At 48.5% G+C, this 12,919-nt stretch carries 8 protein-coding genes; 3 read left to right on the forward strand and 5 right to left on the reverse strand.

All coding sequences use genetic code 11. The annotated features are described in order from the left end of the window. Positions 1-65 precede the first annotated feature (65 nt). Positions 66-653 (forward strand): 1-acyl-sn-glycerol-3-phosphate acyltransferase, encoded by a 588-nt coding sequence (locus LRP54_RS00720; RefSeq protein ID WP_231234621.1) that lies wholly within the window; start codon positions 66-68, stop codon positions 651-653. Positions 654-859: 206 nt separating this feature from the next. Here LRP54_RS00720 and LRP54_RS00725 read toward each other — a convergent pair whose 3' ends face one another. After that, complete coding sequence (locus LRP54_RS00725) at positions 860-3,967, reverse strand: UPF0182 family membrane protein (protein WP_442984575.1); 3,108 nt, start codon at positions 3,965-3,967, stop codon at positions 860-862. A 162-nt stretch (positions 3,968-4,129) separates the two neighbouring features. Here LRP54_RS00725 and LRP54_RS00730 point away from each other — a divergent pair, with 162 nt between their 5' ends. Then, positions 4,130-4,690 (forward strand): PPA1309 family protein, encoded by a 561-nt coding sequence (locus LRP54_RS00730; RefSeq protein WP_231234622.1) that lies wholly within the window; start codon positions 4,130-4,132, stop codon positions 4,688-4,690. 65 nt (positions 4,691-4,755) lie between these two features. On the opposite strand, the gene LRP54_RS08455 is transcribed toward LRP54_RS00730, so the two are convergent. After that, positions 4,756-5,979, reverse strand: a complete 1,224-nt coding sequence (locus tag LRP54_RS08455; RefSeq protein ID WP_231234623.1) for a YlbL family protein — start codon at positions 5,977-5,979, stop codon at positions 4,756-4,758. A 133-nt stretch (positions 5,980-6,112) separates the two neighbouring features. Between LRP54_RS08455 and LRP54_RS00740 the strand changes: the two genes are divergently transcribed. Further along, complete coding sequence (locus tag LRP54_RS00740) at positions 6,113-7,624, forward strand: zinc-dependent metalloprotease (protein ID WP_231234624.1); 1,512 nt, start codon at positions 6,113-6,115, stop codon at positions 7,622-7,624. Between the two features lie 184 nt (positions 7,625-7,808). Here LRP54_RS00740 and LRP54_RS00745 read toward each other — a convergent pair whose 3' ends face one another. The 3 genes from LRP54_RS00745 to LRP54_RS00755 all read right to left on the reverse strand — a co-directional run bounded on the left by LRP54_RS00745 (position 7,809) and on the right by LRP54_RS00755 (position 12,914). Then, positions 7,809-9,284, reverse strand: a complete 1,476-nt coding sequence (locus tag LRP54_RS00745; RefSeq protein ID WP_231205429.1) for an amino acid permease — start codon at positions 9,282-9,284, stop codon at positions 7,809-7,811. Positions 9,285-9,366: 82 nt separating this feature from the next. Continuing rightward, positions 9,367-9,810, reverse strand: a complete 444-nt coding sequence (locus tag LRP54_RS00750; RefSeq protein WP_231234625.1) for a hypothetical protein — start codon at positions 9,808-9,810, stop codon at positions 9,367-9,369. Then, positions 9,807-12,914 carry a glycoside hydrolase family 2 TIM barrel-domain containing protein gene (locus LRP54_RS00755; RefSeq protein WP_231234626.1) on the reverse strand — a complete coding sequence of 1,036 codons (3,108 nt, stop codon included), beginning with the start codon at positions 12,912-12,914 and terminating at the stop codon, positions 9,807-9,809. Before LRP54_RS00755 ends, LRP54_RS00750 begins: the two co-directional genes overlap by 4 nt. Positions 12,915-12,919: the final 5 nt, after the last annotated feature.

The raw sequence follows: 12,919 nt of genomic DNA on the forward strand, positions 1-12,919 counted from the left end.
TGCATCCTCTCAAAAGACAACATCCCGAATACACGTATCCTCAACCATTTGCGAAAGGCACTCATATGCGCCTCAGGAAAGCAATCGCGCGCACGTATATGCGTTTTTCTTCATGGACTTTCGTACACGAACCACTGCCTGAACAAGCAATGGTTATTGGCGCTCCTCACACGTCTAACTGGGACGCTATTTTCATGGCAGTAGCTTTTTGGAGCATTGACCGGCCTTTTTGTTTCTTTGTGAAAGATTCTGTGGTAAAAGTTCCGTTATTTGGCTCATTTGTTAAAAAAATTGGTGGTATCGGTATTGATCGTACTCGCTCCACCGGACTGGTTGAAACCATTACACATGCAGCTCGTGAAGCAGCTAATCGCGGGGAAACTTTCACAATTGTCCTCACCCCTAAAGGAACACGCTCACCGCGTCCGTACTGGAAGTCAGGTTTTTATCGCATAGCCCGCGGCGCAAACCTCCCTGTACAGCTTGGCTTCATTGACCGGACAACTCGCACATTCGGCTGGGCACATTCCATTCATTTAAGTGGCGATATGCGTAAAGACATGGATGTTATCCGCACCTTTTATTCAGATAAAGTAGGGGTCCATCCTGAAAAGGTTTCTACTCCACGCCTGCGCGGTGAAGAAAACGAATAAGTTTCATCATCACTTAAAAAGGTGCTTACCGGCCACAAGAGTAATACTTCAGGCACAGCAAATAGGTGTATGAATGATCGGGGAGCAGCTTCAGCTACTCCCCGATCATCTGTATTCATGCTTTCAATGCTTCAACACAACTGGATACGCATGTACCCTGCCGCTGCACAGCATCATAGGTAGAACGCATCCACGCATTGTTTTTCTTAAGAGCCAGACTGAGTGGCTCCTGAAGCCGCTGATTGGGCAAGGTCAGACATGTGTTGCGTATCCGATGACTGGCCAGCTTCATGAGCTGATGAGGTCACATCAAAACCGAGTTCTTGCTGCACAGACAAGGCACGTGCAATCGCTTCATCCAGTTTCTTTTGTGCAGCACCATAGGCAGCCCAATCGCCTGATACACGCGCTTCTTCTGCGGCTTTCATCGCAGCAGAGGCATCAACGATTGCTTGATGTAAGCGTTCCTGAGCGCTGCCAGATACTGTATCAGTACTGTGATGTGACATATCCTGCTGATTTGATTGCGCATCAGCTGTTTCAGCTGCGGAGTCTCCCCCAAAAGTCTGATCTAACGATTCTTGAAGCGTGGGCGCAAAACCAACTTGATCGCCAAAAGCAGTGAGCACGAAACGTAAAATTGGGTACTGTGCATTACCTGAACCTTGAATGTACACAGGCTGCACGTACAACAAGCCGCCCCCGACCGGAAGTGTCAGCAAGTTACCGCGTATCACCGTGGAATCAGACAGGTTCAAAATATTGAGCTGCGACGCGATTGCGTTATTCGTATCGTATGCATTTTGAATCTGTCCTGGGCCAGGAACCGTTGTTGAGGCGGGTAAAGCAATCAAACGGATTTTCCCATAGCCCTCACGAATCTTTCCTGCTTGCTTTCCTGTTTCAGAATCCACAGCAATAAAGCCCGCCATAGCTTCACGACGCGATTCACCGCCGGGAACAAAAACTGACGTCAACGAAAATTCAGCCGTGGGCTGCCCCGGCATTTGCATCGTCAAATAGTAGGGAGGCTGCACAGCAGTATTTATCTGGCTTGTTCCCGAAGCAGAAGTATCAGATGATGCTGCCGGCGTATGTGACGCTGCTGCCGTAGAAGTTTCTTGCGCTAAACGCCAACGGTCACCACCTGTGTAAAAATCTGACCCGCTGGTGACGTGATAGCTTGTGAGAAGCTCCCGCTGCACTTTGAAAAGGTCCTGCGGGTAACGCAGATGGCTCATAAGATCTGCAGAAATACTCTCCAAAGGCTGAACCGTGTCAGGATACACATTCATCCACGTGCGCAAAACAGGATCTTCTTTATCCCACTGGTACAGGCGAACTGACCCGTCATAGGCATCAACAATTGCTTTCACCGAGTTACGCATGTAATTGACGGTATTTTCTTGAATGTATTGTCCCGCCTCCGTGGAACGGGAATCAATTGTTGCTTGATCTAAAGCTCGATGCTGAGCGTAAGGGTAGTTATCTGTTGTGGTGTAGGCATCAACAACCCATACCAGCCTCTTTGGTGTCGAAGAATCATCATCCATATCAACAACCGCGGGGTACGCGCCCTGTTCTAATGTGAGGTACGGAGCAACTTTAGCGACACGAAGCATTGGGTCACGGTCGTACAGAATTTGTGATGCCTCATTTGTTTGTGAGGAGAAGAAAATATCGGTTGAACGGAATTTAATGGAATACAGCAATTTATTCCAGACATTACCGAGCGAAGGACCACCATTTCCTTGGAAAGTTGTCGAAACTTGGCCGCCGGGCGCATTATCGTCCGGATAATCAAGTTCTTGGTTAGGCGCTCCCTGCGGTGCCCCGACAATAGAGTATGTCGTCGTCGAGGGTGAGAAATACACGCGAGGTTCATATTCACCCATTTCTCCGACCGAAGGAATTGACTGCTCCCAGTAAGAGGGCAAACCACCGGCTGTCACCGTATTACCGTAAGCAGCAACCACCCCAAAACCGTGGGTGTACACGGTATGCAGATTCGCCCATGTACGTTGTTCTTCTGATAGGCCTGCAAGATTGAGTTCACGCATCGAAATCACAGTGTCACGTTTTTCACCGTTAACAGTGTAACGATCCACATTGAAACCATTACCAAAACCGTAGTACGGACGTGACTGTTGAAGTTGCTGCACGGCCTTACCAATGACAAGGGGATCAAGTAAACGAATTTGTGAGGTTGTTTCTGTATCTGCACGTAATTGACCGGATTCCACCGTTGTTTTTGCGTCATAAGTCTGGTATTCAACATTATCGAGGCCGTAGGCCTGCAAAGTTGCATCAATATTGCGTTGAATGTATTCGGATTCCAGTTGACGTTCATTCGGTACAACTCGGAACTGCTGGACAAGGCTGGGATATACCATTCCTAATACCAGAGAGGACACAATTGTAACGACCACGCCAGCAGCAGGTAAACGCCAAGTCCCACGGAAAGCCGCGACAACAAAAAGGAGCGCCACGAGTACAAAAATCACTGACAGAATCGTGTGTGTAGGCAAGGTGGCGTGAATATTCGTGTACATCGCGCCATCCCATTTTTCACCGCGCGCAAACATGATGGAATAGCGGCTCAACCAGTGGGAGGCAGCAAAACATAAAGAAACGACTGCTGCCAAGATGCCGCTCAGCAAACGCGCAGGACGCGAAGCATGGGGACGTGGGAATAAGCGAATAGTGCCGTAAAGATAGCTAACAACTAATGCAGCAATTAGCATAGTGACGCTTATCCGTAAAAGAAGCTCCACCGCCAGCTGCAACATCGGGAGAACAAAGACAAAGAAAGAAATATCTAAACCGAATTCGGGGTCAGCTGTACCGAAAGGTGTGCGGTGAATAAATGTCAGAATGGTCTGCCATTCTGTAGCTACACGTAAACCTGTAGTGACACCAAGGAACAAGGACACGCCCCAGAAAACTAAGCCACGAACAGGCTCAAGGGCTTCACGGTATCCTCGTAAATTTGCAGATATTTGCCCTCTCGTAGCAGCTTCACGTCGTGCCCATGACCATGCGAAAACCCATCGTGTTCCAAGAGTGGTTACCAGAAAACCGATAAGGAATAGGGCAGCAATAGCGATCCAACGTGTCAGTAGGATTCGTGTAGATTCCATTTGCTGATACCACAAGATCTCTGTCCAAAAAGAGGCGGCAGCATAAACAAATAGACCAAGCAGCGCCAAAACGAGGACGACAACAATTCCTGGTTTCATTCCTTTAGAAGGGAGTGAGAATGCGCGTGGCATTTTGGGTTGGGGGTTATCAGATGACATGGGGAAGAAGCTCACTGAGCAGTCCTCTCGTATTTTTTCTTTTACTTATTTCCATCCTAATGCTCAATGAGGAAAGCTACCGGTTGTAAGTGGAGGAGCGTTGAAATGCCTCATGCGATCCTTCACCAAAACTTGGTCTTTACTGATCTTGAGCACATAAAATGCGAAAATATTCCTATGACTTCCACTGAGTTTATGCCTACACGCCAACAGATTGCTTTAGCGAATGTCGTCGTTGACATTGAAAAAACTGCTGCACGTGCTGGATGGGATCATGCACCTTCACTGTATGCGCTGGTTCCAACACAGGATTTACTTGAACGCAGTGACCTGCCTGTGGATGTGAAAAAGCAACTAAAACACGGGTGGGATGGAAGCGCGGAGCATTTGAGCGCCATCATTCAAGACGACCTTTATGAAAATGATTTAGAAGATATTCTTGGTCATTTGGCTTGGCCTGAGGAAGTTGCAGGGGCCGCAGTCAGTGTGGAACGTGTTGTTGTTCCTCCTCAAGTAGAAGAAGAAGCTCCGACAGATCCTGAACTCGCCCTCCAATTTATCCAGAATCATCCTGCACGTACAGATGTGCGTTTGGTTGCTGGAGTTTTACGTACTGGCCAATCTTGGTCAGCGGTTCGTAGTCGCTCACATGACAGCGACGATAAGGTAGGGCAAGGATCGGCTTTAGCTCCCAGCTTGACAGAGGCTTTACTGGCTTCTTTTGCTCCGCAGGAATAAGTCTGAATACACAATTTCCTTCATGCAAAGCAAAACTGAGGGGCACAGCCTCTTCTCTATTGCCTTTAGGGAGCCTGGCAGGTAGGTAGTTGCTGTGTGCGCCCTGAAGCTATTGCTTCAACAGCAGCTTTTGCTTCACTGAGTGTTGACACTGAAAATACATGTAATCCTTCAGGTATGTGACCGATGACTTCTGAGCAGTTCATCTGCGGAGCAAGGAACCACATGGCACCATCACGTACAGCTCCCCTCATTTTTTGTTGTATTCCACCGATCGGACCTATCTGCCCGTCGTAACTCACTGTTCCTGTTCCTGCAATTTTTTGTCCACCCGTGATGTCACCGGGAGTCATGCGATCAATAATTCCCAGAGCAAACATCATTCCAGCAGAGGGGCCCGTAATATTTTCCAAGTCAATGTGAATGTCAACAGGCATCATCACATCTGCTGATAAATACACACCAATTTTTGATCCTTCACCTTCGTCAATTCCTTCAGAGGCTGTTGTCTGTACTTCCACGCTGGTTAGTACACCGCCTCGTTCCACTTCAAGTGTCACAAGTGAACCAGCAGGAACATGACGCATCAGGCGGAAAGGAACAGAAGCAGAATTTACTTCATGGCGCACGCCATCGGGAGTAATTATTGTCCGAAGAATATCCTTTTCATGGAGGACTTCCTGTGCTCCGCTTCCTTCGACAGTTCCTTCTACGGTCACTGTCGCTGGCACACTCCAGCCGAGTTCTTCTAATGCTGCCACTGATGAGGTGGATTGGGCGCTTTTCATCTGCGCTTTACCGAATTGTTCGATCTGTTCATGTGTGACCTGCGGACCATACACGTCACTGTAGCGTTGGATAGTATTTCCCCCTTCCAACCATTTCACTAGGACCGTGAGCGCATTGACCGAATAACCCGGCCCTCCCATTTCTGACACTGTTACCAGACGAAGCTCCCCTGTTGCTTGTTCTGCTGTATGAGGGGCATCTAAGGTAAGAGGCTGATGAGTGTCGGAGTGCGTACCTGTGATGTCGATGACCGGTTTACCTGACCACATACCTACTACATCAACTGTAGGGCCTGGACTTGTAATGACATACGGAAGCGGTATTGCCACTGCAGCAATACTTAAACCGCTTACCAGCGCGAAAGTAAGCCATACGCGTAAACGTATTTCTTTTACTGACGTGTGAAGGCTTTGCCTCAGACGAAGCAGCAGCCCCGGAGCATTATGCTGCACAGCGTGGGTTGCGTATTCCGCTTCTGTTTTTTTCTTTTCTTCAGGCACGCCTCTATTGTGACTCCTAGAGTGCAGGCGCACCTGTTCACGCATGATATTTCAGCGAACAGCGAGGACACTCACAGGAAATTCCCATATTTTCAACGCGCTTGTTATCTGTGTTCAGGCTAATGTCTTTTTTATGAATGACGATCACACTGATCCTTTGTCATACGATGATTTTGACGCTGATAATTCTTCCTTCGCACAGTTCTTGCGTCAGCTTCTTGGGGATGAAGCCGCAGATGAAGCTGCTCGGGCTTTACGAGCCTCAGGGATTAATCCTCAAGATTTTGCTCAGCATTTTCCTTCTCCTGCGCATATGGAAGCAGCTATCGGCCAGTTCCAGTACCTCATGTCAACTTCTACTGAGCCTGTCAATTGGAAAGTTGCCACTGATTTGGCGCGTCAGCAAGCCTACACTGCCGGTGATCCACTACCTTCGGCAGCTCAAGCCCAAAGGGCTCGTCAAGCACTAACTGTTGCCGACTTATGGTTGGACGCGGTTACTGATTTTATGCCTGGACAGGTCAGCCGTCACGTATGGTCACGTACACAGTGGGTTGATAATACTGTTGACGTGTGGAAACGCGTATGTGAACCTGTAGCACAAAATGTGACTCGCGCATTATCTGAGGCTATCCGCACTCAATTCGGCGACAATGAGGAGGCTATAGAGCATCTTCCTGAGCAGGCTCGCGCGCTCTTTGGACATACGCAACAAATGATGCCTCAGCTAGCTTCCCTCATGTTTGCTTCTCAGGTTGGTCAGGCTTTATCCGCATTAGCGCAAGAGTCTTTTGGTTCAACAGATGTTGGTTTGCCTTTGGCTGGCGCGGGTTCTGCTGCCGTCATCGTGCATAACATTGAAGCATTTGCTGATGGTTTAGATATTCCTTTTGAGGAAGTTCAGCAATATATTGCTTTACGTGAGTGTGCTCATCAGCGTTTATTTGCTGCTGTACCGTGGTTGGCTGGGGACCTTATTCGCGCAGTGGAAAAGTATTCTACGCATATTGCTATCGATATGGATGCTATCTCTTTAGCAGCTTCACAGGTGGATCCTTCCGATCCTGACTCATTAGAAGAAGCCCTGAATGGGAATATTATTTTTTCTGCTGAACCTTCACCTAAGCAACGTGAAGCACTGACTCGTTTAGAAACCCTTCTGGCTTTAGTTGAGGGATGGGTCGAAGTCGTGACCACTCAGGCAGCTATGCCTTACCTGCCTCATGCCGATAATCTTCGTGAAATGATGCGTCGCCGTCGAGCCTCAGGAGCGCCAGCGGAAGAAATTTTAGGTTCCCTTATCGGCTTGCATATGCGGCCACGTCGCGCGCGAGGTGCTGCTGAGATTTTCTGCTTAGTGGAGGCAGAGCAGGGACGGCAGGGACGAGACGCCCTATGGTCGCATCCTCATATGATTCCTACGTCAGAAGATTTAGATTCTCCTTCTGCTTTCCTGGTGATGAGGCAAGCAGCGCAAGAACAAGATGCGGATATTGATGATGCTTTGGCTGCGCTTTTAGATGGAACTATGGGTTGGGCAGAAGGTTTAACGCCTGATGCTAATACCGATCCCGATGCTTCAATGCGCAATGAGGGACCGAGCATGTCAGATCATGACGATGAGGACGATTCCACAACGAACTGACAGTAGCGACTCACCCTTTTTCCTTTGCTCATTACTTCAACGGATGAAAGGGAAAAGCACTCATATGCGACATGCGGGTGGTTCCCTTACAGATAAGGAAGCCACCCGCATGTTTTTCTATTTCAGCCAATGGTATTCAGACCTGTGTGAGCTTTTCGGTCTGAGTGTATTAGCTGCTGTTTTTTCACTGCGTATCCGCAGGTGTCATATACACGGCTGTAGGCGTGAGTTCACGTTGAGCTGCTTCAGGGTCTGTGAGCCGTAATTTACGGATATAGCGTGCGTATATCACGTAGGCTCCACCAATAAAGACCACAACGCCACCGATGTTATACACAAGCGTGAGCCATACTTCTTGACCAAAAGGCAGTGTTCCGGTGATAAATACAAAGCTGAAAACCACCATCATGAATCCTGCCATTGACATGCCGAAAGTACGCGATCCAACGCGGAATTTACGCGGAATAGCGTCATAGTTTTTGCGGAAGAAGAAGTAAGCAAGGTAAATAAAGAGTGGTGGAATAAGAGCTGTTGCTGCGGTCATATTGATAACGATTTCCAGTAGGCCGTTAATAGAATCTGAACCTAAAGCCGGAATAATCAAAATTGGTACCACGATAGCGAATTGCACCCATGCGGCGCGCCACGGAATACCTTTGTCATTGAGTTCAACCAAGCGTGAACCAAAGATTCCTTTTGGAATTTCAGAGAAAAAGATTTTCACCGGTGTTGCTGTCCACATCAGTAAAGAGCCAAGGGTGGCTGCAAGCATAACGAAACCAACAATCCGATTCACCAGTGCAGTGCTCAAACCAAAATACGAGCCTAAAGCTCCCATTGTTTGAAAAATACCTGATGAATAGGACAATTCACCGGCAGGGACAAAAACTGTCATTAACAGTGAGGCTACTGCGTACAGTAAGCCGATGAGCAAACCGGCGGTGATGATTGTCCGAATGAAAGTGCGCACGCCACCTCGTAAGTCGTTGATGTAGACTCCCACAGATTCTGCTCCGCCGACTCCTTGAATGATCCACGCTAATGTACCTAAAAAGGCCCACATTGTAGCGAAAGATGTAGTATCGGGGCTCATCGCTTCTAAAGTGATGGGAGTAGCTGGTTCAAGACCGCCCATCAGTGCGCTAAGTGTGAGAATAACGAATGCTAAAGACATTGCCATCATGAGTGTGGCTCCCACATTTGTCACTGAGCCAATCCATGAGGCACCTTTGGTGGACACCCATGTTGCTAGAGCAAAAATCGCAATTGAAATAACAGTGATTGCCGTTTGCGAAAGTACTTTTTCTTCACCCCAGAAGGCGTATGAGGCATACACCAAAACAATGGGGAGTAAAGAAGCAAAGTAGAAAAGATTGACGAACCAGTAGGAGAATGCTCCAAGAAATGCCCAACGGCCTCCCAGTGATGTTTTTACCCACTGGTAGTCACCGGATTCGGAGTTTTTATTCAATGCGACCAGCTCAGCCACAATGAGCGTGTAGGGCAAGAAATACAGCAATGTGGCACATAGGAAAGCAGGAGCTGAGGCTAAACCAATGGACACTGAATTATTAATCACGTTGCGGAAATTAAAAACAGCAGCCACCGTCATGGTGAGAAGCGCATATGTGCCGACTCTGGCACGAGCTGATGAAGTCATATGTTTTCCTTTATCAATGAGTACATGTTATGTGACCGTGATCTGATGATCGGTAGATGCAGGTGTTATAAGAGGCAGACACCTACTTGTTGTGAAAAGAATGTCCTTCCACTGTGACATGGAGTAAAAGTGCGCAACCGTCCGGCCCTATTCGTATTCGCGTCCCTTCTGTGATATCAACAATGAGCAGGTTTCCGGGGGGCAAAGTATGTGTGGAGTACTCCCCTACGACTGTGTGGGTATCACTTAAATCACTGTAGGGTTGCGTGCTTTCCCAGTGCGCGCATATGTCGTATTCCACTTGCCCGCTGAGGCAATAGAGCAAACGCTGGTATCTGCGTCGCGCGACAAAATGTTTGTCGCTGTCCTCTTGTTTCACAATGCGCCATGTCAGTGAGTCACCAACCGAATATGTTGGGCCTGCAGGTAGCTGTGTGCATATGCGTATAGCTTCAAAAGTGCGATCCCATTTTTTGTGGCCGGCGAGCACATCCATAGCGCTTGGGAGTGATGAAAAGACTTTCATTTTTCCCCCTGTTGAGTAACGGAGAAACGGATCCAATGTGAGAAGGGTTCCCATCTCACGCGATATTTTTCTAATACTTCAGAACCCCATGAATTTGATCCGAGTCCTAGGAGTTTCCAGTCAATATTCATTTCAATGTGATCTGCTTCGGATAATTCATCGCTGTGTTGTGCTTGTTCTAATACTTCATCTGTGTAAGGCAATGCTCGAATATTCACGGGGCAATCGACTGCCTCAATGTGCAGGCTGTGTCCTTGAGCGTTACTCAACGTAAAGTCTCGAATTTCGCTTCGATTTCCCATGTCCTGCGGAACCACATAAGGGGTGACCATATGTGCGATATGAGTGCTGTAGCGTCCGAGCAATTGTGCTTGGCATGAATCCGGGTAGTTTTCTTCAGGACCACGCCCGTAGTAGTTCACGTAACACATGTCGCGGGAAACACCCATGCGTATTCCTACACGAGGAATCACGTCCGCGAAAGGTCCGTATGGTTGGCCGCTCACGTGGAGGTCAATAGTGCCGTTGTCGTGTATGTACCAGGTGTAGATGCACCTCATTCCGTATTCGTGTGCGGGTGGAGCGATAGTGGTGTGTACAGTCATTTGCACGTAATCCTCGTGCTGTTCCCATTGCACAGAGCGTGTTGCTTCTTGACATAGGTGTAAGTAGCGTGGTGCCCATAGTTCTGCGTTTTCTTGGGCGTGATTGTCGATGCAGGCGTGCCAAAAGGTCAGATGTGGCGAATGGGTCAGTATGTCGTACCCGTTGTAGCACCATTTCAAAAGGCGACCGGTGATACGGTCAAATGTGCAGCGGCCACGTGATGTTTGCACACTCACGGTGTGTTCTTCATCTGTCTGTTGGCATGCAAAGGATACGTGTTTTTCTTCGTGAGTGTGGATTGTGTTTTCGCCTACTCGCTTATGTCCGTCCTCCCAAGCGCGTTCACGTATCATGATTTGGGTTTGTCCCAGTGTCACTGGTGCGCTCTGAGTTTCCTCATCTGTTCCTTGGAAGGCGCGTACAGTGATATAGATTTCGCGCGGGGTACTTCTGTTATTTTTGAGGGTGTCCGCTTGGCCGTTCACGATTTTTTCATCGAAGAAATCTGTCAGTTCAAGTGTTGTTATTTCTCGTGGATATAGAGGAGGGCATGTCGTTGTGCATGTCTGTACCGGCTGGGCGTCGTAATACACAGTCATCGTTAATGTGACGTGTTCCAGTGGCGTGAAATAGCGGCGGGTGCGTACGTGAAGCTGGGTTCCTGTGTACGTCAAACGTATGGGCGCGATAACGGCAGCGTATTCTGTGAGGCCGGGACTTGGTTCACGCCAGGGAAATACTAGGCCGTCAATACAAAAGTTTCCGTTATTGGGCTTGTCACCAAAGTCGCCACCGTATTTGTAGCTTTCTATTCCGTCGCCATCTGTTATTCGTATGCCGTGGTCAATCCACTCCCATACGAAGTGGCCTTGTATGTGGTCGTATGTGTCGATTATTTCTTGGTATTCGCTCAGGCCTCCGGGACCGTTGCCCATTGCGTGTGCGTATTCGCAGAGGATTCGTGGTTTAGGGTGAGGGTTTTGCGCAAAGTCGTACATCTGCGATACCCGTGAGTACATTGTGGAGATGACATCTGTTACTTCTGCGTGCCTGTCTTCTTCGTAGTGGATTGGGCGTTTTGGATCAAGTTCTCGACAGCGGGCTGCCATTGCACGAATATTGCATCCGTATCCTGATTCATTTCCTAGTGACCACATCACAATGGAGGGGTGGTTACGTTGGGCAAGAACATGACGTTCAATCCGGTCTACGTAGGCTTTTTCCCATGTGGGATCATTGCTTAGCCGCGATATGTCACCGACGGTGGCAAAGCCATGACTTTCAAGGTCTGTTTCAGCGAGGACGATAAGTCCTAGTTGGTCGCACATCTGATAAAAGCGGGGGTCGTTCGGATAATGCGATGTTCGCACGGCGTTGATGTGGTGCGCTTTCATCATATGTAGGTCTTGTGCGACGTCTTCCATTGTGACTGCACGTAAACGATCAGGGTGATGGTCGTGACGGTTCACGCCGTGCATAACAAAGTATTGACCGTTGAGTAGGAGTTTCCCGTCTTTTATGCTGATGTCACGGAAACCAAAATGATAGGGAATTACTTCGCTCAAACTGTTATCCGTTGCGTGGCGCACAGTCATTATGAGGGTGTAGAGTACGGGTTTTTCAGGGTTCCACCACTGTACTGTGTCGATGGTGCGTGTCAGGTTGAGGTGTCCTGTGGCATCAAATTTGTGAGTACCTGAGGCAATGACATGTGATGTGTGTTTTTCGTGGATTTCCCATTCGAGGAGCATATCCGTCCCAGCACTGTTCAATGTGGCTTCAAGGTTGAGTTGAGCCGCTTTTTCGCACATCGCAGTCGTTAGGTAAAAGTCGTGGAGGTAAATAGAGGGCCTGCTGAGTATCCAGACTTCACGAAATATTCCGGCAGCCCACCACATATCTTGGTCTTCAATATATGTACCGTCGCTGTATTGGCATACCATAACCGTCACAAGGTTTTCACCAGGGGTCAGGCTGTCTGTGATGTCGAATTCTGCGCTTAGACGTGAGCCTTTTGAAAAGCCAATGTTTGTCCCGTTGAGGGTTACTTGGAAGTATGATTCCACTCCATCGAAACGCAGAATGTAGCGTCGTGTGGGATCTATTTGGTCGAGGGTGAATACGCGTTGGTATGCGCCTGTGGGATTTTGTGATGGAACATGCGGTGGGTCTATTGGGAATGGATAGCCTTCGTCTGTGTATTGGAGTTTTCCGTATCCATCCATTTGCCACATATGAGGCACGGTGACGATGTCGTAGTTTTCTTGCAGAATGTGTGGGAAGTCCGCAGGGATACGCTGTGGATTGTCATAGAGGGCGAAATGCCACGGACCGTTTAAGGAAAGGTAGTCGCTGGCCCCTTCACGTGTGGGGATAAGTGAGGCAGTGGCGCATGCGCGTAGTGCTTGGGTTCGTGTGCGGTAGGGCAAGAAATAGGCATGGGCAGGTAATCGTCCTGCAGCCAAGTTGTTGGGGTTTTCCCATGGATACGTCAACATATTGT

It is taken from the genome of Schaalia sp. lx-100, assembly GCF_021083625.1.
Lineage (GTDB): Bacteria > Actinomycetota > Actinomycetes > Actinomycetales > Actinomycetaceae > Pauljensenia.